Here is a 24144-nt window from a genome sequence, read left to right as displayed (position 1 = left end):
CGCGGCGATCAGCAACGCCACGGCAAGCCAGGACTTTGCAAACCACGGCGGCGCGGCGGAACTGGCTCCGGGCTTATCGGGTGGGGCTATGGTCACGGCGCGCTTTCTCCTCGACCACCCCTGGAGTGTCAACCTGCCGCAACGGGAAAAAAGTTGGTCGTCGTCCCTGCGAAAGCAGGGACCTATAGCCACCAGACGGCGGCGGGGAAAACGGCATGAGCCACGGTGACACTAAGAGGCCGCCCAGTATGGGTCCCTGCGTTCGCAGGGACGACGATGGATGGTATTCATCGTCCAAATGGCGCACTAATATCGCCCAATATTGACCCTGTGGATCGCATGGCCGCCCTCTCCCGAGACCAGATCACGACCTTCGTCCGCGGCATCAGCCTGCGGCAGGTCCGTCTCGCCACCGGCGTGATCCTGTTCGCCTATCTGGTCAGCCATTTCCTCAACCACGCGCTCGGTAATATCTCGCTGGAGGCGCTGGCGAGCGGCGTCCAGCTCCACATGGCATTCTGGCAATTCCTGCCGGTCACGATCCTGTTCTATGCGGCATGCCTGGTGCACACCGCGCTCGGCATCTGGGCGCTGTATGAACGCCGGCAATTTCGCTGGAAGGCAATCGAGCCGCTGCAACTGGCGCTCGGCCTCAGCATACCGATGATGATCATCGCACACATCATCGGCGTTCGGCTCGGCCAGACGCTCTACGGGCACGAGAAACTCTATCCGCAGATACTGTTCCTGTACTGGATCTGGGCGCCATGGCGGATCCCGATGATGCTCGCAGTGATGACCATCGCCTGGGTCCATGGTTGCATCGGGCTCTATCTCTGGCTCCGGATGCGGGCGTTCTACAAGCGCGCCGCGCCGTTCCTGCTCGCCGCGGCGGTGCTGATCCCGACGCTCTCCATGCTCGGCTTCTATCAGAGCGGGCGCATGGTGATCGACAATGACAGCACCGAGTGGCGGGCGGAAACCCAGTCGGAGCGCCAGATCGGCACGCGCGCGGAGGCGCAGAAGCTCGATCGCATCACCGACTATTTCCTGTTCGGCTATTTCGGCCTGATCGGCATCGCGCTGGTGGCGCGCGGCGTCCGCGCCGCCAACGAACGCCGCCGCGGCATGATCAACCTCTCCTACGGCAACGGCCGCACGGTGCGTGTGCCGAAGGGCCTCAGCGTGCTCGAGGCGAGCCTGCGCAACAACGTGCCGCATGCCAGCGTCTGCGGCGGTCGGGCCCGTTGCTCGACCTGCCGCATCCGCATCATCGGCGACTGCAGCGCGCTGCCAGAGCCTTCGCAGCGCGAGGCTTTCGTGCTCGGCCGGGTCGGCACGTCGGATCCATCGATCCGTCTCGCCTGCCAGTTACGGCCGCCGGCCGACCTCTCGTTTTTCCAGCTGTTCCTGCCGCATACGATATCCGCCGACCACCACGATTCGAACCCGACGCGGATCGGCCAGGAGCGCTATCTCGTCAGCCTGTTCGTGGACATGCGCGGCTCGACTAAGCTGGCGGAAAAGCGCCTGCCGTTCGACACCGTCTTCATCGTCAACCGCTTCCTCGGCGCGGTATCGCAGGCGGTGATCGAGAGCGGGGGCAGGCCGAACCAGTTCGTCGGCGACGGCATGCTGGCGCTGTTTGGGCTTGCGACCAGCCGGCAGAACGCTTGCCGTCAGGCCCTGAAGGCGGCGGCGATGATCGCCGCCAACGTCGACGCCCTGAACAAGTTTCTCGAACATGATCTGCGCGAGCCGATCCGCTTCGGCATCGGCATCAATGGCGGCGAGGTGATCGTCGGCGACATCGGCTATCGCGATCACATGGTGTTCACCGCGCTCGGCGATCCCGTCAATGTCGCGGCGCGGCTGCAGGACATGACCAAGAGCCTTGCATGCGAAGCCGTCATCTCCGATGAAGTTCGCGCAACGGCTGGCCTCGACGCCGATGCGTTGCCGCAGCATGACGTCGAGATTCGCGGACGCAACGAACCGATGATCGTGCGCACGGTAATGGATGCGCGAACCTTGTCGGCGCTGGTTAACGAACAGCAAAGCGCGGCAGCGTGAAAACGCTTCAATTATAGCGGTTCGAAGCGTGTGTGATGTTTTTCACACCTGAATAATCGTTCAGAAAATTGTCGGCGAACGCGGCGCTGAAACCTCGAACCCGCTCTCTCAAGCACACGACAGATTGGCGATGGGTAAGACTGAAACTTAAACCCGCGCCAAGACGAAATGTCGACCGCGCACATTTGAAAGAGAACGACCATGCTTCGCAAAATGACTCTCGCCCTTGTTGCCGCCGCGTCCCTCGGCGTCGTCGCGCTGGCTCCCAACACCGCTTCGGCGGGCGGGTTCTGGCCGCATCACCATCACCACCATCACTTTGGCCACGGCCATGGTCATGGCATCAGCATCGGCCTGATCGGTGGCGGCTATGGCTATGGAGGCTGCTACGTGACCCGCCGGGTGATGACGCCGTTCGGCTTCCGCTGGCGCACGGTGAACGTCTGCTACTGATCCGGCCGCAGCCGTTCAGTCCGCAAAGCCCCGGCCGCTCGCGCGGCCGGGGTTTTCGCATCGATCGGCCCAAATGAGCGCGGAAATCGGCAAAACGGCGGAAATCGGCGGCGAATGGGGGCTTTTTCGCCGAATCGGCCGGTCCGTTTGCGCTACCCAGCCCGCCCTAACCCGCGTATCCTGATGCTGCGGGCATGCCGGTTAGTGCGGGGACCGGCGGCTCGTATATTTTTTTGATTCCGCGGAGACGACGTGAATGGCTAAGGGTACGGTGAAGTGGTTCAATCCGACAAAGGGCTACGGATTTATCCAGCCCTCGAGCGGCGGCAAGGACGTGTTCGTTCATATTTCGGCAGTTGAGAAAGCCGGGCTTTCGACCCTCAATGAAGGGCAGACCGTCGAGTACGAAGAGATCGCCAACCGCGGCAAGACTTCGGCCGAGAACCTCAAGGTTTAGCGCGCAGGCGCAACCGGCAACGGCACGCTCTCGGAGTTAGATCCGGGAGTTGGGCTTAAAAAATTTCTCGAAAACTGTGAGCGTTCGGCGGAGCGGGCACCGCTTCTGCACGCGCGATGGCAAGTCGTTGCGCCAAATCCGGCCGCTCAATCTTCCGTAACCCACTTCTGGACCGTCATCACGTCCGGTGGCTGCAGATAGCCGCGCGGCCAGAGGTCGACGACCCATTCGACCTTGGTGACGCGATCGACCAGCACCGCGGTGTTGTGCGGCGTCTGCAATACCAGCGTATTGCCGCGATAGCGCGGATCGCCGATCGCGTGATGCTTCAGCAGGCCCCACTCCCGCAGCACCAGGAGCAGGCTGGTGGTGTTGCGCGTGGTGTCCCAGCAATCGTAATTGTGCTTGTCGTCGAAGTAGCGAAAGTCCGCTTTCGCCACGCGCTTGTTGGTGCCAAGGATCGGCCCCATGCGGCGATCAAACCACACCACCGCCTTCTGAATCGCGGCGCGCTCGGCCGCGGCTGAGGCGCGGCCCGCCGCCATAATCTGGGTCAGCGCGCTGCGGTCGCCGGCCGTGAAATCAAGAATCTCGCGGCGGCGGCAGACGAAGCCGTAGCAGACGGTCATGGAGGTGGCGGACGGCGGATAGATCGAAACCGAGCTATAGAGGTTGGCGACTTCGGCACTCATCTCGATCGCTCGCGCCGGCGGCGCTGCAAACAGCGCAGCGACAAAAGCGACAAGCGCGGCCGCAAGGCCGTTCCGCGTGAGGCGTCCCCATATCGGCAGAGCGGCGTCTCTCATCATTCCCGCAGTTCCCAAGCGACGGCGTTCGTGACGATTAGCGCGGCTCCCGCGCACTGCCAACAAGCAAGGCTGCGATCTGGGGACTGCGCCGCGGAAATTCCGCTTGCTGTGTTGTCCGTGCGCCAGTTGTTCCGCGCCGGGGGGTCGGAGAGGCGGCGCTAACCGACCGGCAGCGGGGCGTCGCGCTTGACCTCTTCCATCACGGCGTAAGTCCGCGTCTCGCGCACGCCCGGCAGCGCCAGCAGGCTTTCGCCGAGGAACCGGCGGTAGGCCGTCATGTCGGCGACCCGGGCCTTGACCAGATAGTCGAAGCCGCCCGCCACCATGTGGCACTCCAGCACTTCGGGCGCGGTCTGCACGGCCTTGGCAAACCGTTCGAAGACATCGGGCGTGGTCTTGTCGAGCATCACCTCGACGAACACGAGCAAGCCCAACCCCAGTCGATGCGGATTGAGCCGGGCGCCGTAGCCTTCGACAAAGCCGTCGCGCTGCAGCCGTTTGAGCCGCTCGCCGATCGACGTCGGCGAGAGCCCGATCCGCTCGGCCAGCTCGACGTTGGCGATACGGCCATCCGCCTGAAGAATTGAGAGGATTCTGCGGTCTATCTTGTCAATATCAATCATTTATCCGGCCAGATGTAATATCGTCCAGACTATCTAAGGCAAAACTGCGAATTTGTCTATCGAACTACGGCTGAAGTGGCGGTAAGCTTGCGCAAATAGCCAAGAGAACTGCATGTCGACCTCTCCGCCCGTCCTGCCGCCCTTCAGCGCGCCCTACGCGCCCGACGATCGTGCCATGGCCGCCGGGCTCCTCGGCGCCGCGGGGCTGGGCGCAGCGCAGGAGCAAAACATCGACCGCGTGGCGACAGTGCTGATCGAAGCGATCAGGGCCAATGACGATCCGCTCGGCGGGGTCGAGGACATGCTGCGCGAGTTCGCGCTGTCTACCAAGGAGGGGCTGGCGCTGATGGTGCTGGCGGAAGCGCTGTTGCGCGTGCCCGACGCACGCACCGCCGACCAGTTCATCGAGGACAAGCTCGCCCAGGGTGACTTCGTCCATCACGAGACGAGGTCGAGCGCGTTCCTGGTCAATGCTTCGGCCTGGGCGCTCGGCATGTCGGCCCGCGTGATCCAGCCCGGCGAGACCCCGCAGGGGACCATCGGCCGACTGACCAAGCGGCTGGGCGCGCCGGCCGTGCGGGCGGCGACTCGTCAGGCGATGCGGCTGATGGGCAATCATTTCGTGCTCGGCGAGACCATCGACGCGGCGCTGTCGCGCGCTCAGCCGTATTCGTCGCGCCACCAACGCTACTCCTTCGATATGCTCGGCGAAGGCGCGCGCACCGCCGATGACGCCGCGCGCTATTTCAATTCCTATTCAATTGCAATCGAGGCGATCGGCCGTACGGCCGGTGATCGTCCCCTGCCCGACCGTCCCGGCATTTCGGTCAAGCTCTCGGCATTGCATCCACGCTTCGAGGCGGTGAGCCGCGCCCGGGTGATGAACGAACTGGTGCCGCGGCTGATCAATCTCGCAAGGCAAGCCAAATCCCATAACCTCAACTTCACCGTCGATGCCGAAGAAGCGGACCGGCTGGAAGTGTCGCTCGACGTGATATCGGCAGCGTTCGCCGATCCCTCGCTGGCAGGCTGGGACGGGTTCGGGCTGGCGATCCAGGCCTATCAGAAGCGCGCCGGCGCAGTGATCGATTACGTCGATCGCCTCGCACGCAGCCTCGACCGCAAAATGATGGTGCGGCTGGTCAAGGGCGCCTATTGGGACACCGAGATCAAGCGCGCGCAGGAACGGGGACTCGACGGCTACCCCGTGTTCACCCGCAAGGCGATGACGGATCTGAACTACCTCGCTTGCGCAAAACAATTGCTGGCGCTGCGGCCACGGATTTTTCCGCAATTCGCCACCCATAATGCGCTCACCGTCGCGACCATCCTCGAACTGGCAACGGACCGAAGCGGCTTCGAATTCCAGCGCCTGCACGGCATGGGCGAGGCGCTCTATGCAAAGCTCGGCGACGACCGCTCCGACATCGCCCATCGCACCTACGCGCCAGTCGGCAGTCATCGCGACCTCCTTGCCTATCTGGTGCGGCGGCTATTGGAGAATGGCGCCAACTCGTCCTTTGTCGCGCTCGCCGCCGACGCGGCGGTGCCGGTGTCGCAATTGCTGCGGCGTCCGGCCGATATCATCGGTCGTGCAGACAATGCAACACATCCGAACATTCCGCTGCCGCGCGATCTCTACGGAGCCAACCGGAAAAACTCTCGCGGAATCGAATTCGGTGAACGCGCGGCGCTCGAGCAATTGGTTTCGGCCATTGCCACCGTACCATTGCCGACACCAGGAAGCGTCGCAGACGCAACTGAGGCCGAAGCCAATGCGGCGATACTGGCAGCGCGAGGCGGCTTCAAGCATTGGGCCAGAACGGCAGCCGAGACACGTGCCGCCATCTTGGAAAAGGCCGCCGATCTCCTGGAACGGCGCACAGCGCATTTCATCGCACTGCTGCAACACGAAGGCGGCAAGACATTGGACGACTCGGTATCGGAAGTCCGCGAGGCCGTGGACTTCTGCCGCTACTATGCCGCGCAGGGGCGTGAACTGTTCGGCGAAGGCAAGGCGATGCCGGGACCGACGGGCGAGAGCAACACTCTCTGCCTGCGCGGCCGCGGCGTCTTCGTCGCGATTTCACCGTGGAATTTTCCGCTCGCGATCTTCCTGGGCCAGGTTACCGCGGCATTGATGGCCGGCAATGCGGTCGTCGCGAAGCCGGCCGAGCAGACGCCGCTGATTGCGGCCGAGGCCGTGCGGCTGTTGCATGAAGCCGGCGTGCCCACCTCAGCGCTGCATATGCTAGCAGGCGATGGAAGGATTGGCGGCGCGCTCGTGGCGCATCCCGACATCGCCGGTGTCGTCTTCACGGGTTCGACCGAAGTAGCGCGCACGATCAACCGCGCGCTCGCCGCCAAGGACGGGCCGATCGTGCCGCTCATCGCCGAGACCGGCGGTATCAATGCGATGATCGTCGACGCCACCGCCCTGCCCGAACAGGTCGCGGACGACGTCGTGACCTCGGCGTTCCGCTCCGCCGGCCAGCGCTGTTCGGCGCTGCGGTTGCTGTTCCTGCAGGATGACGTCGCCGACCGCATGATCGAGATGATCGCAGGCGCGGCGCGCGAGCTCGTCATCGGCGATCCCGCTGATCCCGCCACGCATATCGGGCCAGTGATCGATGTCGAGGCCAAGCAGCGGCTGGACGCGCATATCGCACGCATGAAGAAGGAAGCCCATGTGCACTTCGCGGGTAGCGCACCACAAGGCAATTACGTCGCGCCGCATATTTTCGAATTGTCCGATGCCGGCCACCTCACGGAAGAGGTGTTCGGTCCGGTGCTGCACGTGGTGCGCTACCGCGCCGACCGGTTCGACCATGTGCTGCAATCGGTCGAGCGCTCGGGCTATGGGCTCACCCTCGGCATTCATTCCCGGATCGACGATACGGTGGAAGACACGATCGAACGGCTTCAGGTCGGCAACATCTACGTCAACCGCAACATGATCGGCGCGGTCGTCGGCGTCCAGCCGTTCGGCGGCCACGGGCTTTCAGGCACCGGGCCGAAGGCCGGCGGGCCGCATTATCTGGCGCGTTTTGCGACCGAACAGACGGTGACCATCAATACCGCCGCAGCCGGCGGAAATGCAGCGCTGATGTCTGGCGGCGAGTAGTTGCATCGCCCACCCGAGATGGGTCAAATGGCGTCCGAATGCCAGCTTTCGCTGGCGGTAATTCCGACCCACGAAAAACAATCAGACAAGCCACACGGAGCGGCGCTACGATGGATAAGGGTATTTTCGAAGGCCTCAAGGTTCTGGACTGCGCGAGCTTCATCGCAGCGCCTGCGGCCGCGACCGTGCTGTCGGATTTCGGCGCCGACGTGATCAAGATCGAGCCGCCCGGCACCGGCGATCCCTATCGCAACCTGCCGAATTTGCCCGGCTATCCGCATAGCGAGCATAATTTCGCGTGGATGCTGGAAGCCCGCAACAAGCGCAGCCTCGCGCTCGATCTCTCCAAGCCCGAGGGCCAGGCCGTGCTGCATCGCCTCGCCGCCCAGGCCGACGTCTTCATTACCAACTATCCGCCGCAGGTGCGCGAGCGGCTCGGCATCACCCATGAGCATCTGGCGCCCCACAATGAGCGCCTGATCTACGCGTCGTTCACCGGCTATGGCGAAAAGGGTGAGGAAGCCAACAAGCCCGGCTTCGACTCCAATGCATATTGGGCGCGCTCGGGGTTGATGGACCTGGTTCGCGCGGATGAACACACCACGCCAGCGCGTTCGATAGCGGGCATGGGCGACCACCCCTGCGCCATGGCATTTTACGGCGCGATCGTCACCGCGCTCTACAAGCGCGAGCGCACTGGCAAGGGCTCGCATGTCAGTTCCAACCTGATGGCCAACGGCATATGGGCGGCTTCGGTGCTGGCGCAGGCCAAGCTGGTCGGCGCGAAGTTCGGCGAGCGTCGCCCGCGCGAGCGCGCGCTGAATGCGGTGACCAACCACTACCAATGCAAGGACGGACGCTGGCTGATCCTCTCCCTGCTCAACGAGGACAGGCAATGGCCGACGCTGGCGCGCTGCCTCGGCCGCGAGGATCTTATCACCGATGCGCGCTTCGAGACCAAGAAGGACCGCCATGCGCGCTCGCTCGAACTGATCAAGATCTTCGACGAGACGTTCGCAAGGAAGGACCTTGCGGAATGGCGCAAGATCCTCGACGGCAACGGCCTTGTATTCGGCGTGGTCGGCATTCTCGACGACATCCCGGACGACAAGCAGATGATCGAGAACGAAGTGCTGGTGCCGTTCGAGAACGACACCATGCTGACGATCTCCAGCCCGATCTGGGTGGATGGCAGCAAGAAGGTTCAGCCGCGCAAGCCACCCGGCATCGGCGAGCACAGCGACGAAATCCTGCACGCCGCGGGCTATGACGAAGCGGCCATCGGCAAGCTGCGCGCGGCCGGCGCGGTGGCGTGAGGTAATCCATGCCCAGCTATCGTCTGCATTACTTCCCGGAGTCGGGAAACAGCTACAAGCTCGCGCTGATGCTCACATTGTGCGGGCAGAAGTTCGAGCCCGTATGGACCGATTTCGGCGGCGGCGTCACGCGCACACCGGAATGGCGGCGCGACGTCAACGCGATGGGCGAAATCCCGGTGCTGGAAGAGGACGGCGAGCGCCTCACCCAGACCGCGCCGATCCTGCTCAAGCTGGCCAAGCAATTCGGCCGGTTCGGCGGCGAGACCGAGCAGGAGCAGTTCGAGTTGCTGCGCTGGCTGTTCTGGGACAACCACAAGCTCACCGGCTACATGGCAACCTACCGCTATTTTCGGACCTTCACGCCATCGCCGGATGAGCATGTGCTGAAGCATTTCCGCAGGCGGATTGATGACTTCCTGTCGATCCTCGAGCAGCATCTGCAGAAGAATGCATTTGCGATCGGCGAGCGGCCGACGGTAGCCGACATTTCGATGATGGCCTATCTACATTATCCCGCCGACGAGACCGGATATGATTGGGCTGTGAGCCATCCCGCGATCAATGCCTGGCTCGGGCGGATGGCGCAATTGCCGGGCTGGAAATCGGCCTACGATCTGTTGCCCGGCAAGCGCCTCACGCACTACGCCAAGTGACCGATCAAGTGAGCCCGTGTAGCGCTAGCGGCCTTTAACGAAGCACATGCCGATACGCGAGATCTTGCCGGCGGCCTGACAGCTCAGCCCCTCGGCGCAGGTCCAGTCGCGAAAACTCGCGTCATTGTTGGCAGCTTGCCTGGCCTGCACATAGCAATGCGCGCCCCAGCCGTCGTAATAGTTGGTGCCGGCGAGCTCGGTGCTGCCGCGCAACTGCGGACGGCTGGCAAAGCCGCGCGAGTAATCCGGCTGTTTGCCGTCGCGCAGGCTTGCGAGAATATCGCGGCGGCGGATCTGGTCGCCGAAGAAATGCGGCGATCCCGGCACCACGGTCGAGTTCGACGGCTTGTCCGCCATCCAGTCGACGCCGGGGAAATGAAAACCGCCGATGCCGCGCGTCTGGTGGCAGCCGGAACAGGTCACATCGTTGAGCCGTCGCTCGAACCCGGCAAGCGAGCGTATGTTCTGCAGCTTTCCGCCACCTTCCGCGACCTTCCTTAGCGCAGCCACGACATCGGCCTCGCTGAACACGGCGCCCTCTCCCTGCACCAAACCAAACTCTGGCTCCAGATCCGACGGATCGAACCCGACCGGCGTTGGCGCAATCGCGCCTTGAGCGAGGAATTTTTCCGGGATCAGCACAGTGCCTAGGTCGAACGCGGCGAGATTGATAGGATCGAGCAACCACGCCCTGAACTCGCGCTTGAGGCCATCGTCCGCCAGAAGGCGCGCGCGGTCGATCTGGTTTTCCATCGGCGCTTCCGCGAACGCGCGCGCGTTCTGATCGTAGCGAAACACCTTCAACAGATAATCGGTGCGGAAATCGCGCACGGCTGATTTCGGCGCGTGCGCGATCTGCAGATTGGTCTCGATGCGATCGATATTTTCATGACGGATCAGGTCCGTCCCAGCGAGCGGCGCGGCAAGCCAGCGAGCGGCGATTTCAGGACAAGTGATCGCTTCCCCCTCGCCCTTCGCCTTCAGCACGAGGTTCAGCGTCATCGGCAGCCGTGGCGGCGAAGCATGATCCCCGGCCGCTTGGTTCATCCGCGTCAGGCGGTAGATCAGGCGGATCTCGCCGCAGCTTGCCTCCGCGGCGTAGGTGCGGTCCATTCGGTTGACGATGCCGGCGAGCACGAACCGCGTCTCGGCCGAATAGAGAAGCGTACGGTCGAACAATTGGAAATCGAAGCCCTCGCCGACGCCGATCGTTTCCTTCGCAAGGTTCGCACGATGCCACGCGATATAGCGATCGAACTCGCCGTCGATCGCCTGCCGGACCGGCGTCATCAACGGCACGGCGAACAGCTCGCTATTGGCGAGCGGCGTATCCGACGACCGCTCCGGCAGCAGCAGCCGATCGAGGCGGAATTTTCCGCCATCGAGTTCACGCAGCGTTACTGGATCAGTGATAGCGGCGCCGCGTTCCAGGGGTGCATCTTGCGCCGCATATGCCGGCGAGGCGCCGCACAGCAGAAACAGGACGATGGCAAGAAATCGTGGCGCGCGGCTCATGTCCCAACTAACACCGCGCAAAGAGGCCTATTCAAGAAAAAAGGCGCTTCACGTCACCGTGAAGCGCCATCCTGTTCAGATATCGAGCTGTCAGCGCGCGACGATCAGCCCCTTGCTGGTCACAACCACCCAGCGGCCGTCCTGCTTGCGAATGGCATCGACCCGGCCAAGGCCCGGCACGGGATCGCCGGCATAGACCTCGTACATGCCGCGGCGGCTCTCGATCAGGGCGCTACCGTTGGCGACGTCCCGCAACACCCAGCCTTCGACGGTCGGCAGCCGGGCAACTTCAGACTTGGGCGGAGCGGGTGTGGGCGCGGCTGCCGGAGCAGGTGCGGCGGCAGCAACCTGCTGCGGTACCGTGCCCGTCACGTCCTTTGCGGGAGCCGGCGCAGCGGCAGCCGTCGCTGCGGATGCCTGGGCAGCGCGGAGCTTGTCAACGGATTCGCTGAGCTTGGCGATCTTTGCGGCAGGCTCGGCCTGCGCCTTCTCAACCTTGTCAAGGCGGTCGCTGGCCTTGTTGAACTGGGTCACGCCGGCCTTCGCGGTATGTTCGAGGCTCGCCTTCAGCGCGACGATCTCGGCATCGATCCGCGTCACCGAGGCTTCCAGCGCGCTGTCCTTCACTGGGGCCGCGGCCGTTTCCTGGGCCATCAATTTTCCGATCCCCGCGGTTGCCAGCGCGCCACCGAGCGCGCCCGACACCGTCGCCAGCGCCACCACGGCGGCCATCGCGCCGAACCTGTGCTTGCCGGACGAAGCTTCCGCCGGCGCAGCCTTCGTCTCGGAGCCGACGCGATCGCCAGGCGACATGATCGTCACGTTGCCGGGGAAGCGGGGCGCCTCCGGCTTCACGGCGTCGATCTTGGGAGCGTCGATTTTGGGAGCTTCGGCCTTTGGCGCCTCGACCTTTGGCACTTCCATTTTGACGGCCTCCACCTTGGGGGCGTCGGGCTTGGGCGAGGTCTCCTGCTCGGGCGCGAGTTGTGCCGCCTCGACCTCAGCCGCGGCCGTTACCGGCTCGCCCGGCGTCGGCATGTCGGGCGCTGTCGGCCCGACGCCGATATTTCCGGTTTCATCGCTGGTGGGCTGGGGTTGCTGATCGCTCACGTTGGATTCTCCAGAATTGATTGACCATTTGGTAACTTTTATTGCTTGCCAAATCGTTACCGGCATCGGCCTTACCTAAATTTTAGGAACTCATCCGGCCCGGCTTTTGGGCCGTCGCCTGCCGGCCGTCCCCCGTTCGAGGCGCTCTATGCTGCCCTGCGGCATCTGTGTTCCGTTTGCGCCGGTCTGTTTCCCGACTAACATGGAGCGACCGACCAGCCAGAAAGGCAGGTGGCCGCCATGACCATCGAAAAATGCATCAACGAGTTTGATGTAGATGACGTCATTTTTGAGGAAGGCTCGACCGGGCGGGAACTCTTCGTCGTGCTCGACGGCAAGGTCGAGATCGCCAAGATGAACGGCGCCAGCAAGACCGTGATCGTCACCCTCGGCAAGGGCGAGTTCTTCGGCGAGATGGCCGTCATTGACGGCTCGTCCCGATCGGCAACCGCCATTGCCGCCGCCCCCCACACCCGCGTGATGCGGATCAATCATGCTCGCTTCGTTTACCTGGTCAGCCAGCAGCCGGCCTTTGCGCTGATGATCATGGATGCGCTCAGCAAGCGCTTGCGGGCCTCCAATTCGGTCGCCTTCAGAACCGCGGCCGGTTCATGAGCGACCGCAAGCCGAGCCCGTTCAAGACTCTGCTCGACAGCGACGTCTGCACGCTGATCGAGGCGGCCGAGGACGTCTACCAGGTCCGCTTCAAGAACCGCGCGGCGAACGCCTATCTGGTGCGCGGCAGCTCGCGCACCATCATGATCGATGTCGGGCTATCCTCGAATTTTCCGCACCTGCTGACGTGCCTCGACCATCTTGGGGTGAAGCCCGACGACATCGACATGGTGGTGCTGAGCCACGAGCATCTCGACCATATCGGCGCGGCCTATCAGTTCCACGGCCGCGCGTTCATCGCCGCGCATCGGCTGGCCGCCAACAAGATCATGCTGCACGATGACTTCTCGATGCTGCGCAAGATGTTCAACGAGCCGAACGTGCCGATCAACATCGATCTCTGGCTGGAAGAAGGCAATCTGATCGACCTCGGCAATTTCCGCCTCAACGTGATGTACACGCCAGGCCACACCTCGGCCTGCATCACGCTGTTCGACCAGGACAAGGGCCTGCTGTTCGCCTCCGATACGCTGATGCCCGGCGGTGTGATGGGCGGCGTGTTCGGCTCCGGCAGCATCGCCGACTACATCCAATCGCTGGAGCGGCTGAAGGGCCTGAACTCAAAGATCCTGCTGTCGGGGCACGGCCGGCTGTCCGATACGCCGCAGGACGACGTGCGGATTGCGATCCAGCGTTCGCACGGATTGCTGTCGGACACCGCGCAATTGTTCGATGCGCTCGATGCGCGGGCGAATTTCGAGCCGATCATGCAGTCGGTGCGCGACCTCAACAAGCTCGACGACTGACCCGTCATTGCGAGCGCAGTGCTCAGCCCGGCGACATAGCTTACACCTGTTCGGGGACATGGTTGACACTTTTGGATCAGCCCAAATCGATTGCCGCGACCTGATGCGCGGCGAAGAATATTCCGAACCTGCCGTCAGTATCGAGTGGACGGATCGCAAGCCGCTCGCCACGAAAGGCCTGGGGGACCTTCCACAATCTGCCTTTGAAGCTGACGTAGGCCTTGGTGGTGGAGACGGCGCGTCGATCTCAACATCTGCGAGCATATGGGCAACGGCTTCCGTTTTGGCGAAGGCCTGAAGTTTTTCGAGAAGCGAATTCCCTGCTCGCCCGGCCTCAAGATGATCGCCGCCAATCGCCTGCAATGGCTCAACGGCCAGATGGCCGACGGTCGCGGCTATCTCTGCGGCAAGCGCTTCACGCTGGCGGATATCCTGCTCTATGGCTGGCTCGATTTCGCCGGCCAGGTCGGCCAGCCGCTCGATACGGCGAATGCCAACATCGTGGCGTGGATGGCGCGGGTGGGCGAGCGGCCTTCGGCGAAGTCGTAAGGTAGCAGTTCGATCACCGCACAAGAAAAAGGCCGGCGGGCGTTACGCCGCCGACCTCATCTTGCAACTGCCGGCTCACGGGTCCGGTTCCGTTGCTTTGCATTCCACTTGCTACATCTACCGCGATTGGTAACACCCGGTGTCGGCTGATTCCATTGCATGCAGGTATGGCCAAACCGTCTTGAGGTAGGCTCGCACTGTGCAGACGGATGGAGCCGACTATCCCTTGGTTTAGGGCGTTGGTAGCGCACTACAGCACCCCCGGCGCATCCGGCAATTCGTTCGTCCCTCCGCCCTTGGAAAATGCGCCGCTAGTTCGCGTGGCCTTCAGCCAGCGCTTCTGACCGGCTGCCGCAGAATCGTCTTGAGCTTTTCCGGTGACGTCTTGCGTGGATCGCTCAGATAGATCTCGTGATGTGGCCCTGCAAACGTCATCCCCTTCTTAGGCATGATCTCGTTGTGAAGCCTGGCGAGCGTCGGACCTTCGTCGTCGTAACTGCCGATATGCAGCGTCTGCAGGCATCGCCCTTCGTCCAATGGCTCAAGGCGCAGCGAGACCGGAGGCTCCCCGAGCTTGTCCCGCGATTTTGCCAGGGCCGCCTCGTATAGGGATCGCTCAACGAAGTCGGGCACCATGATCATCATCGTCCATTGCCACAGATGCTTCCGGCGTTCGACAAAATCGTCTGGATTGTCAGCCCACCAAAGGCCTTCGAGCGGCGGAACGACGTAGTCTTTTCCCGATTTGGCCCTGGTGGCAAATTTCATCGCGTAGCTCGCCGAATACAGCCACTCGACGGCGCGCTTGTAGGCCGGATCGCGATTGGGGTCGCCTTTGCCGTCGATCTTGACGAATTTCATGACCGGCACGTCGAGGAGAGCAAAACTGCCTTTTGGTGCGCTGTAGAGCGTTGAGAGCTTCTTCTTGAAATCGATCTTGTCCATGTTCGTCTTCGGCTAGATCACCACCGGCGCATCGGGTAGCTCATTCGTTCCCCCGCCAACCCTCGGAAAATGCGTGGCCAGTTCGCGCGACACCGCCTCGATGCCCTTGATCACGCCGCGCTCAAAGTCTTCCGCCCTGAAAGCGGTTTCCATCTCTCTGCAGATCTTCTCCCAGCCTTCCGCGCCGACCTTGGCGTCGATACCGCGATCGGCGACGATCTCGACGTCGCGGTCGGCGAGCAGGAGATAGATCAGCACGCCGTTATTATGCGCAGTGTCCCAGATCCGCAAATGCGAAAAGACGTCCAGCGCCCGCTCCCGCGCGGACTGGTTGCGAAACAGCGGCGCACCGTCGAGCGCGCCTTCGACCACAAAACGAATCTGCCCGGAATGCGTGGCCTCGCCCGCGTTGATCGCCTGTTCGATCCTCGCCAAGAGGGCCGGCGGGAAATCGCGCCGGCGGCGCCAGTGATGCTGGAGAAGATGCCTGGTGATACGTCCGATGCTCATGGCTACCAGCTCCCCGATGCACCGCCGCCGCCAAAGCTGCCGCCGCCACCGCGAAATCCGCCGTCGCTGTCGCCGGAGCTGCTACCGCCGGACCACGAGCCGCCGCTGCCGCCGATGACCCATCCATTGTCCCTGCCGCGGCGTCCCACGCTTGGCCCCATGGAGCCCATGTTCTGGACGAGGAAGGTTACGACGAAAGCGATAAAACCGATGAGGATCGCAGCCGCAAGCGATCCGGCAAGGAACCAGCCGAAGATCCCGACGATGCCGCCGGTTGCCGCCGCGCCGATGAACCGGCCAAGCAACGCCCTCAGCACCCCGCCGACAATGAAAGCGAAGACGAGGATAAAGGGATTGAACGGGTCGATATAGTTGGACAGACCTGGACCCTGCCAATGCGGTGGCTCCGGCTCCGGCAACTTCTCGCCGTCGGCGATCCGGACGATCCGGGTGACGCCCGCCGAAACGCCGCCGGCGAAATCGCCGGCCTTGAATTTCGGCGTGATGTCTTCGTCGATGATGCGCTTCGTGGTGGCATCGGTCAGCGCGCCTTCGAGGCCGTAGCCGACCTCGATGCGCAGATGGCGATCGTTCTTGGCGATGACGAGCAGCGCGCCGTCATCGACCTTCTTGCGGCCGATCTTCCAGGCTTCCGCGACGCGCAGCGAAAATTGCTCGATGGCCTCGCCGTCCGTCGTCGGCACGATCAGCACCGCGATCTGGCTGCCCTTTCGCGTCTCCAGATCCCGCAATGTCTGCGTCAGCGCGGCGATATCGCCGGCCGAAAGCGTGCCGGTCTGATCGACGACACGACCGCTCAGCGGCGGCACCGCGACGAGGGCCAGCGCGGAAGCGGCCCAGCACAGCAGCAGTGCAAGAAGAGAAGCCCTTGCGGCGTTCATTTTCGTCCGCTACTTGGCGGGCGCCGGCGTCGGGTTGAAGTCCACCTTTGGCGCCGTCGAGATCGCCTTCTCGTTCTCGACCGTGAAATTCGGCTTCTCCTTGTAGCCGAATGCCATCGCCGTCAGATTGTTCGGGAAAGTGCGGATGCCGACGTTATAGTCCTGCACCGCCTTGATGTAGCGGTTGCGCGCCACGGTGATGCGGTTTTCAGTGCCTTCGAGCTGCGCCATCAGGTCGCGGAACAAGGCGTCCGACTTGAGCTGCGGATAGTTTTCGGTCACCACCAATAGCCGCGACAGCGCGCTCGACAGCTCGCCCTGGGCTGCCTGGAATTTCTGGAATGCGGCGGGATCGTTCAGCACTTCCGGCGTCGCCTGGACGCTGCCGACCTTGGCACGGGCATTGGTGACGCCGAGCAGCACGTCCTTTTCCTGCTGCGCAAAGCCCTTCACCGAATTGACGAGGTTGGGCACAAGGTCGGCGCGGCGCTGGTATTGGTTGACCACTTCCGACCAGCCCGACTTGACCTGCTCGTCAGTGGTCTGGATGGCATTGTAGCCGCAATTGGTCAGGCTCAGCGTGGCCAGCGCGGCTAGCACGGTCCAAAATCTGCGCATCGAACTCTCCCAAAAGAAAAGTCCAACGCCACCATAGCAGATTGGTTGCGTCCGGTATGCAGGCGCGAGCCCGACTGGGCCCGATTTTGCAGGCGACGGCCCTTGCGTATCATTTGCCGAAATAACAACATGACCGCCAACAATAAGGAAACGCGAGGGCGCCATGCAGTTCGAAACCATCGTCGTGGAGCGGCCCGACCCGCGAGTAGCGCGGATCGTGATGAACCGGCCCGAGGCACGCAACGCGCAGAACCTGCAGATGACCTACGACCTCAACGCCGCCTTCGACCAGGCGGTGCAGGACGACACGGTCAAGGTCATCATCCTCGCCGGCAACGGCCCGCATTTTTCGTCGGGGCATGACCTGCGACCCGGCGGCAAAAACACCGCCGGCGCGGATTTTCCACCGGTCGGAAATTGGGGCGGATTCGCCGAACCCAACGCCCACGGCCGTTTCGCGCGCGAGCAGGAGATCTATCTGCAGATCACGCGGCGCTGGCGCAATCTCGCTAAACCGACGATTGCGGAGGTGCACGGCAAATGCATCGCCGGCGGGCTGATGCTGGCCTGGGCCTGCGACCTCATCGTCGCAAGCCACGATGCCGAGTTCTGCGATCCCGTCGTGACCATGGGCGTCTGCGGCGTCGAGTGGTTCGTGCATCCCTGGGAGCTCGGCCCACGCAAGGCCAAGGAATTGCTGTTCACGGCAGACGTCTGGAGCGCGGAGGAAGCGCACCGGCTCGGCATGGTCAATCACGTGGTGCCGCGGGACGAACTCTCCTCCTTCGTGATGAAGCTCGCTGAGCGGATCGCGGCAAAACCCTCTTTTGCGCTGAAACTGACCAAGGAAGCGGTCAATCGCTCGGTGGACGTCATGGGACAGCCCGCGGCGATCGAGCAGGCATTCGCGCTGCATCAGCTCTGTCACGCGCACAATCTTCAGGAATTCGGAATGATCGTGGATCCGGCAGGCCTTCATCCGTCCGTCCGCAAACCCGCCCAAGCAAAATAGAACAGCAACAAGCAAAGAAGATCAGATGGACCTCACCTTGAGCGACGAGCAGCGGTTGCTGCGCGAAAGTTCCGACCGCTTTGTCAGCGAGACCTATACCGCCGATCATCGCCGAAAGATTGCGGGCGATCCGCTCGGCTTCAGCGCCGACATCTGGAAGCAGTTCGCCGATCTCGGCTGGCTGGCGCTGCCGATTCCCGAGGCTCATGGCGGGCTCGGCGGAGGCGCGATCGAGATTGGAATTCTGATGGAAGCTTTTGGACGCGGCCTGGTGTCTGAGCCCTATCTCTCCACCGTCGTGATCGGTGCATCGCTTATCTCGGAATGCGGCTCCGACGCACAGAAGCAGGCCCTGCTGCCAAAGATCGCCGACGGCTCGCTGGTTGTGGCGTTCGCGCATTCGGAACGACAGGCGCGCTTCGATCTGGCCAAGGTCGCGACATCAGCGAAGAAGACGCCTGACGGCTGGCGTCTCGATGGACAGAAGACCGCCGTGCTCGACGGTAACGCCGCCGGGCAGATCATCGTCTCGGCACGCGACAATGACGGCAAGCTCGGGCTCTTCCTCATGCCTCACGGCGCAGCCGGGTTCACCTCGCGCGACTTTCCTCGTCTCGGCGGCGGTCGGGCCTGCAACCTCGATCTCAACGGCGTGCAGCTTCCCGCCGGAGCCCTGCTCGGCGACGGCCGCGACGCGCTGTCCGCGATCGAAGCCGTGGTCGATCGCGCGATGGCCGCGCTCGGCGCGGAGGCGGTCGGCATCATGCAGACTCTGCTCGACCAGACGCTCGAATATACCAAGATACGAAAGCAGTTTGGACGGCCGCTGTCCGCCAATCAGGTGATCCGCCATCGCCTCGCCGACATGGCGATGCAATGCGACGAGGCGCGTTCGATGGCGCTGCGTGCCGCGCTGATGGCCGATGCCGAACCTGTGGCGCGCAGCCGCGCCGCGTCGGGGGCAAAAGCCAAGATCGGCAAATGCGCGCGCTTCGTCGCCGAACAATCGGTCCAGCTTCACGGCGCCATGGGGGTCACCGAAGAGCTTGACATCGGTTCCTATTTCAAACGGCTGCTCGCCTTCGACACGCTGTTCGGCGGCAGCGCCTATCATTATCGCCGTCATGCCGCCCTCGGCGGCCGTGCCGTCCAGGCCTGAACAGGAGCGCTATCCATGGATCTCGCTTTCAACGCCGCAGAGCGCGCCTTCGAGAAGGAAGTCCGCGACTTCATCGCGGCCAACCTCACGCCGGAGATGAAGCGCGCCACCGCCCTGACGCCGTCGGTGTTCTCCGACCCTGATATCGGCATGGCCTGGCAGCGCGCGCTGCACAGGAAGGGTTGGGGCGCACCGGGCTGGCCGGTGGAGCACGGTGGACCCGACTGGACCCCGGCGCAGCGCTGGATTTTTGAGGCCGAATGCGCCCGCGCCGGCGTGCCCAATGTCAATGTCATGGGCGTCAAGATGGTTGGCCCCGTCATCATCGGCTTCGGCTCGCCCGAGCAGAAGAATTTTTATCTGCCGCGGATTCTCTCCGGCGAAGATTACTGGTGCCAGGGCTATTCCGAGCCGGGCTCCGGCTCCGATCTTTCCTCGCTGAAAACCCGTGCCGTGCGCGATGGCGATGACTACATCATCAACGGCACCAAGATCTGGACCACGCACGCCCATCATGCCAACCGCATGTTCGCGCTGGTGCGCACCAACGAGACCGAGCGGCAACAGGACGGCATCTCCTTCATCCTGATCGACATGAAGACCCCGGGCATCACGACGCGGCCGATCCTCACCATCGGCGGCGACCACGAAGTCAACCAGGTGTTCTTTGATGATGTGCGCGTCCCCGTCGCCAACCGCGTCGGCGAGGAAGGCAAGGGCTGGACCTACGGAAAATACCTGCTCGAATTCGAACGCGGCGCCGGCATCGCCTCGGCCAAGCTGCGCGACGCGCTGAAGACGATTTCGGACCTCGCCGAGTCCGAAGTCACTGGCCGCGCCATCGATGATCCCGATATCGCGGTGCGGATGTCCGAGATCGAGGTCGATATCGATACGCTGGAAATGACTGAGCTGCGTGTGCTGTCGGCGCTGCAGACTGGGCAAAATCCCGGCGCGGTGTCGTCACTGCTAAAGCTGCGCGTCAGCGAAATCCGTCAGGCGGTGACGCGGCTCGGCGTCGACGTGATCGGCAATGACGGGCTCTATGTCGAGCCGGTGCGGCCGCTGTATAGCCTGAATGAGACGCCGGGAATTCCGGAGGAGTTGCTGCCGGTGGTGCCGGAATATCTCAACGGACGGGCATATACGATCTTCGGCGGCTCGTCGGAGATCCAGCGGGACATCGTCGCGAAGATGGTGCTGGGGCTTTAGCTCACCCGTCATGGCCGGGCTTGTCCCGGCCATGACGAGTTGAGAAAGCGCGCCTTACGCCCCCGCCCTCGCATCCCGGATCGCCTGCCATACCTTCGCCGGCGTCAATGGCGTGTTGAGCTGCTTGATGCCGAGTTCGCTCAAGGCATCCATCACGCCGTTGGTGACGCAGGGCGGGCCGCCGATGGCGCCGGATTCGCCGCAGCCCTTGGCGCCGAGTGGATTGGTGCGGCACGGCGCGGAATCATCCAGCATCACCGTGATCGGCGGGATGTCGTCGGCGCGCGGCACGCAGTAGTCCTGATAGCTCGCGGTCAATAGCTGACCCTCCTCGCTATAGGCGACGCCTTCGTAGAGCGCCTGGCCGATGCCCTGGGCGATGCCGCCATGCACCTGGCCAGTCACCAGCATTGGGTTGACGGCAACGCCGACGTCGTCGACCGTGGTGTAGCGCACCACCTTGCTGACGCCGGTCTCGGGATCGATCTCGACCTCGCAGATATGCGTGCCGTTCGGCCAGCTCGGCCCGTCGACTTCGCCTTCACTGTCAACCGAGAGCCGCGCGCCATCCTCGTTCTTCGCGATCTCGAACAGGCTGATGCGCTTGTCGGTACCGACCACAGTCAGCCAGCCGTCGCGATATTCGATATCTCCGACCGACGTCTCCAGCACGTTGGACGCCTTCTCGCGCGCCTTCTGGATCATGTCATTGCTGGAGACCGCGACCGCCGTGCCGCCGACGAACAGCGAGCGCGAACCGACGCTGCCGAAGCCGGTGGCCAGGTCCGTGTCGCCCTGCACGACATCGATCTTGTCCAGGGAGATGCCCAGCGATTCCGAGATCATCTGGCTGTAGGTGGTCTGCAGGCCCTGCCCCATCGCCATGGTGCCGGAATGCAGGATGATGCGGCCCTCGGCGGTCGCATGCAGGCTGACCTTTTCGGTATGCGCGCGCCCGCCGGTCCATTCGATGTAGCTGGTGAGGCCACGCCCGTAGAGTAGCCCCTTCTTCTTCGCCGCCTTCTTGCGGGCGGCAAAACCATCCCAATCCGAAAGCTCCGCAGCGCGCGACAGCATGTGCGCGAAGGCGCCGGAATCGTACACCTGGCCGACGGCGTTAGTGTAGGGCAGTTGCGCCGGCTTGATGTAGTTGACCTTGCGGATGGTGCGCGGGTCCATGCCGATCTGGCGCGCGGCCGCATCCATCAGCCGCTCGACAATGAACACCGCCTCGGGGCGCCCCGCCCCACGATAGGCGCCGACCGGCGCGGTGTTGGTCATCACCGATTTCACCTCGAAATGCACCAGCGGCAAATCGTAGACCCCGGTCTGCACGAACGGGCCGAGCACCAGCGGAATGATGTTCGCGGTTCCCGACGAATACGCGCCGGTGCCGCCGATCGAGCGCACACGATAGGCGAGCACGCGGCCCTTGGCGTCGAGCGCGAATTCGCCGGTCGAGGTGAGATCGCGGCCATGGGTGCCGCCGACGAACTCGTCGGTGCGGTCGCCGCGCCAGCGGATCTTCTTGTTCAGCTTGGTCGCGGCGTAGGCAACGATGCCGTCCTCGGGATAAAGACTGGTCTTCTGGCCGAAGCCGCCGCCGATATCGCCGACCAGCACGCGGACGCTGTCCTTCGGCCGCTTCAGAATGGATTCAGCGAGCAGGTCCCTGGTCGAACCGGGGGTCTGCGACTGCACGTGCAGGATCAGCCGGCCGGTCTTCTTCTCTATCTCGGCAATCGTCGAGCGCGGCTCCATCGCTGATGGCACCAGCCGCTGGCTGACCAGATCGAGCGAGACTTTATGCGCGGCATTGGCGAAGGCCTCTTCGACCTTGGCCGCATCGCCGTAGCTCATGGCGGCCACGATGTTGTCGGGCGCCTCGGGCCATACCACCGGCGCGCCGGGCTTCACCGCCTCGACGGGATCGACCACCGAGGGCAGCACCTCGTATTCGACGGTGATCGCTTCGGCCGCCGTCTGCGCCTGCACCCGCGATGTCGCGACCACGGCGGCGACGGCCTCGCCGGCATAGCGCACGATTTCATGCGCGAGCAGCCGGCGCGGCGGCACTGTCATCGGCGTGCCGTCCGGCCGCTTGAAGATCGCGAGCGTCGGGAGGGTGCCGATATCGTCCTTGATCAGGTCCGCGCCGGTGTAGATGGCTGCGACGCCGGTCATCCCGGCGGCCTCGCTCGTATCGATCGAAACGATTTTCGCGTGAGCATGGGGCGAGCGCAGCAGGTGCAGCCACAGCGCGCCGTCCTCCGGCTTGTCGTCGATGAACTGTCCCTTCCCGGTGAGCAGTCTCTGGTCTTCCAAACGCTTGACCGGCTGGCCCGCACCAAAACGCATATTGCCGGGAAGAATGTTCATCAGTTTGTCCTTAAAGCTTCTGTCGGATCGGGCGCGGTTTTAGCGGTTTTTCGGCCCGAGACAACTCATTCAATCCGCTGCAATAAATGCGCCAAGCCCGCGGCACGCGTGTCGCGGGCTTGTAGATTCTGTCGTCAAAAAAGAAGTATCAGCTGCGGCCGATGTCGACGATGTCGATGGTAATGTCGCGAGTCTGCGAGCCGCGCTTCAGGCTGATGCGAATGCTCTTGCCGGCGCCGACTTGCTCGATCTGATCGGTCAGGTCGGAAAGCCGGTGCACCGGCTTGCCGTCAACCTGGACAATGACGTCGCCCAGTGCACCCGAGTTGAAATCGACGCCGCGAATGCCGGCGCGTTCGGCCGGGCTCCCGGGCGCGGTACGCACGATGATTACCCCTTCGACGCCTAACCTGGTCGAGACGGCCTCGCTGGCGGCGATAATCCCGATCCCGGGCGTCGGCACGCGGCCGTTCTTGATGAGCTCGGGGACCACGCGATTGACGATATCGACGGGCACCGCAAACCCGATGCCGGCGCTCGATCCCGACGGCGAGATGATCGCCGTGTTGACACCGATCAGCCGCCCCGCCGAATCCAGTAGCGGCCCGCCCGAATTGCCCGGATTGATCGCGGTGTCGGTCTGGATCACGTTGGTGATCTCGCGGCCGCTGCTGGTCGGCAGTCGGCGCTTGAGCGCGCTGATGATGCCGCTGGTCAGCGATTGATCGAGGCCGAAGGGATTACCTATCGCAAATGCAATTTGACCTACCTTGAGGTCGTTAGAACTGCCGAGCGCCACCGGCGGCGGTAACTGGCGCGGATTCCTGATCCGCAGCACGGCCAGATCGTAGTTCGGTGCTACGCCGACGATTGAAGCTTGCGCCACCTCGCCCGAGGCGAAGCGAACGGCTACCTCGCGGCTATTTTGCACGACGTGATTGTTGGTGACCACATGGCCGCTACTGTCCCAGACAAACCCGGTGCCGGAGGCTGCCGGACCTGAGGCCGCCGGGCCTTCCTCTTCTTCGAAGGGATTGGCCACGCCGGATCGCGCCGCGACCTGAACGACTGACGGCGAGACTCGCTCGAAAAGCTCGATGTTTGCGCGCTCGGCATCGGACAGCGGACCGCGCTGGTCGACGGTTCGGGCGGTGGTATTGGTCCATGGGCTGTAGCGAATATTGGAGAGGGTCAGCGCCACCAGTACGGCTGCGATGACGGCTAAAGAAAGCGCAAAGCGACGGTTCATTGATCACTCACCTGGCAATGCCGCTCGCGTGCGAAGGGCAAACGGAAGGCAC

Annotated in this window: 22 protein-coding genes and 1 pseudogene; 12 read left to right on the top strand and 11 right to left on the bottom strand. The window is 63.4% G+C overall.

What is annotated here, in order from left to right; genetic code table 11:
- The first annotated feature begins 339 nt into the window (after positions 1-339).
- The 3 genes from ACH79_RS17170 (at position 340) to ACH79_RS17160 (ending at position 2983) form a co-directional block, all read left to right on the top strand.
- Positions 340-2073, top strand: coding sequence for an adenylate/guanylate cyclase domain-containing protein (locus ACH79_RS17170; protein WP_161852042.1), 1734 nt, complete (start codon positions 340-342; stop codon positions 2071-2073).
- A gap of 201 nt (positions 2074-2274) precedes the next feature.
- The gene (locus ACH79_RS17165; RefSeq protein ID WP_161852041.1) at positions 2275-2526 is read left to right on the top strand and encodes a hypothetical protein; all 252 of its coding nucleotides are present in this window, start codon (positions 2275-2277) and stop codon (positions 2524-2526) included.
- A 256-nt stretch (positions 2527-2782) separates the two neighbouring features.
- Positions 2783-2983 (top strand): cold-shock protein, encoded by a 201-nt coding sequence (locus tag ACH79_RS17160; RefSeq protein ID WP_028351035.1) that lies wholly within the window; start codon positions 2783-2785, stop codon positions 2981-2983.
- A gap of 146 nt (positions 2984-3129) precedes the next feature.
- Here the strand turns inward: ACH79_RS17160 and ACH79_RS17155 are convergent, their stop codons facing one another.
- Positions 3130-3789, bottom strand: a complete 660-nt coding sequence (locus ACH79_RS17155; protein WP_246738574.1) for a hypothetical protein — start codon at positions 3787-3789, stop codon at positions 3130-3132.
- A gap of 161 nt (positions 3790-3950) precedes the next feature.
- Positions 3951-4415 carry an Lrp/AsnC ligand binding domain-containing protein gene (locus tag ACH79_RS17150; protein ID WP_202639258.1) on the bottom strand — a complete coding sequence of 155 codons (465 nt, stop codon included), beginning with the start codon at positions 4413-4415 and terminating at the stop codon, positions 3951-3953.
- 112 nt (positions 4416-4527) lie between these two features.
- On the opposite strand from ACH79_RS17150, the gene putA reads away from it, so the two are divergent.
- The 3 genes from putA to ACH79_RS17135 all read left to right on the top strand — a co-directional run bounded on the left by putA (position 4528) and on the right by ACH79_RS17135 (position 9511).
- A complete protein-coding gene (gene putA, locus ACH79_RS17145; protein ID WP_161852040.1) occupies positions 4528-7539 on the top strand; it encodes a bifunctional proline dehydrogenase/L-glutamate gamma-semialdehyde dehydrogenase PutA in 3012 nt (1003 codons plus the stop codon).
- Positions 7540-7649: 110 nt separating this feature from the next.
- A complete protein-coding gene (locus ACH79_RS17140) occupies positions 7650-8855 on the top strand; it encodes a CaiB/BaiF CoA-transferase family protein (RefSeq protein WP_161852039.1) in 1206 nt (401 codons plus the stop codon).
- Between the two features lie 8 nt (positions 8856-8863).
- Positions 8864-9511 carry a glutathione S-transferase family protein gene (locus ACH79_RS17135; protein ID WP_161852038.1) on the top strand — a complete coding sequence of 216 codons (648 nt, stop codon included), beginning with the start codon at positions 8864-8866 and terminating at the stop codon, positions 9509-9511.
- Between the two features lie 24 nt (positions 9512-9535).
- On the opposite strand, the gene ACH79_RS17130 is transcribed toward ACH79_RS17135, so the two are convergent.
- Both ACH79_RS17130 and ACH79_RS17125 read right to left on the bottom strand, forming a co-directional pair.
- Entirely contained in the window at positions 9536-11026 is a 1491-nt protein-coding gene (locus ACH79_RS17130) for a hypothetical protein (protein ID WP_161852037.1), read from the bottom strand.
- A 90-nt stretch (positions 11027-11116) separates the two neighbouring features.
- Positions 11117-12136, bottom strand: coding sequence for a hypothetical protein (locus ACH79_RS17125; RefSeq protein WP_371419419.1), 1020 nt, complete (start codon positions 12134-12136; stop codon positions 11117-11119).
- A gap of 240 nt (positions 12137-12376) precedes the next feature.
- Between ACH79_RS17125 and ACH79_RS17120 the strand changes: the two genes are divergently transcribed.
- Both ACH79_RS17120 and ACH79_RS17115 read left to right on the top strand, forming a co-directional pair.
- Complete coding sequence (locus tag ACH79_RS17120) at positions 12377-12751, top strand: Crp/Fnr family transcriptional regulator (protein WP_161852036.1); 375 nt, start codon at positions 12377-12379, stop codon at positions 12749-12751.
- Positions 12748-13557 (top strand): MBL fold metallo-hydrolase, encoded by an 810-nt coding sequence (locus ACH79_RS17115; RefSeq protein ID WP_161852035.1) that lies wholly within the window; start codon positions 12748-12750, stop codon positions 13555-13557. Before ACH79_RS17120 ends, ACH79_RS17115 begins: the two co-directional genes overlap by 4 nt.
- A gap of 76 nt (positions 13558-13633) precedes the next feature.
- On the opposite strand, the pseudogene ACH79_RS17110 reads toward ACH79_RS17115, so the two are convergent.
- A pseudogene (locus tag ACH79_RS17110) lies at positions 13634-13798 on the bottom strand (IS481 family transposase); the annotation flags it as partial.
- A 23-nt stretch (positions 13799-13821) separates the two neighbouring features.
- Here ACH79_RS17110 and ACH79_RS17105 point away from each other — a divergent pair.
- The gene (locus tag ACH79_RS17105) at positions 13822-14106 is read left to right on the top strand and encodes a glutathione binding-like protein (protein WP_161852034.1); all 285 of its coding nucleotides are present in this window, start codon (positions 13822-13824) and stop codon (positions 14104-14106) included.
- A 327-nt stretch (positions 14107-14433) separates the two neighbouring features.
- On the opposite strand, the gene ACH79_RS17100 is transcribed toward ACH79_RS17105, so the two are convergent.
- Genes ACH79_RS17100 through ACH79_RS17085 form a run of 4 tightly spaced genes read right to left on the bottom strand, consistent with a single transcriptional unit; the run spans position 14434 to position 17081 of the window.
- Complete coding sequence (locus ACH79_RS17100; RefSeq protein WP_161852033.1) at positions 14434-15051, bottom strand: GyrI-like domain-containing protein; 618 nt, start codon at positions 15049-15051, stop codon at positions 14434-14436.
- Between the two features lie 12 nt (positions 15052-15063).
- A complete protein-coding gene (locus ACH79_RS17095) occupies positions 15064-15561 on the bottom strand; it encodes a TPM domain-containing protein (RefSeq protein ID WP_161852032.1) in 498 nt (165 codons plus the stop codon).
- Positions 15562-15563: 2 nt separating this feature from the next.
- On the bottom strand, positions 15564-16463 hold the full coding sequence (locus tag ACH79_RS17090) for a YgcG family protein (RefSeq protein ID WP_161852031.1): 900 nt from the start codon (positions 16461-16463) through the stop codon (positions 15564-15566).
- A 9-nt stretch (positions 16464-16472) separates the two neighbouring features.
- Complete coding sequence (locus ACH79_RS17085; RefSeq protein WP_161852030.1) at positions 16473-17081, bottom strand: LemA family protein; 609 nt, start codon at positions 17079-17081, stop codon at positions 16473-16475.
- Between the two features lie 163 nt (positions 17082-17244).
- Here ACH79_RS17085 and ACH79_RS17080 point away from each other — a divergent pair, with 163 nt between their 5' ends.
- From ACH79_RS17080 to ACH79_RS17070, 3 genes are read left to right on the top strand one after another with little or no spacing between them, the layout of a single operon-like run.
- Entirely contained in the window at positions 17245-18093 is an 849-nt protein-coding gene (locus ACH79_RS17080; protein WP_161852029.1) for an enoyl-CoA hydratase, read from the top strand.
- 25 nt (positions 18094-18118) lie between these two features.
- The gene (locus ACH79_RS17075; protein ID WP_161852028.1) at positions 18119-19252 is read left to right on the top strand and encodes an acyl-CoA dehydrogenase family protein; all 1134 of its coding nucleotides are present in this window, start codon (positions 18119-18121) and stop codon (positions 19250-19252) included.
- 15 nt (positions 19253-19267) lie between these two features.
- A complete protein-coding gene (locus ACH79_RS17070) occupies positions 19268-20464 on the top strand; it encodes an acyl-CoA dehydrogenase family protein (RefSeq protein WP_161852027.1) in 1197 nt (398 codons plus the stop codon).
- 54 nt (positions 20465-20518) lie between these two features.
- On the opposite strand, the gene ACH79_RS17065 is transcribed toward ACH79_RS17070, so the two are convergent.
- Together ACH79_RS17065 and ACH79_RS17060 are read right to left on the bottom strand one after the other, a co-directional pair.
- Positions 20519-22843, bottom strand: coding sequence for a xanthine dehydrogenase family protein molybdopterin-binding subunit (locus ACH79_RS17065; RefSeq protein ID WP_161852026.1), 2325 nt, complete (start codon positions 22841-22843; stop codon positions 20519-20521).
- 148 nt (positions 22844-22991) lie between these two features.
- Complete coding sequence (locus ACH79_RS17060; protein WP_161852025.1) at positions 22992-24092, bottom strand: S1C family serine protease; 1101 nt, start codon at positions 24090-24092, stop codon at positions 22992-22994.
- Between the last annotated feature and the right edge of the window lie 52 nt (positions 24093-24144).

The sequence above is a fragment of the Bradyrhizobium sp. CCBAU 051011 genome, assembly GCF_009930815.1.
GTDB lineage: Bacteria > Pseudomonadota > Alphaproteobacteria > Rhizobiales > Xanthobacteraceae > Bradyrhizobium.
This window is presented reverse-complemented; position numbering and strand designations above follow the sequence as displayed.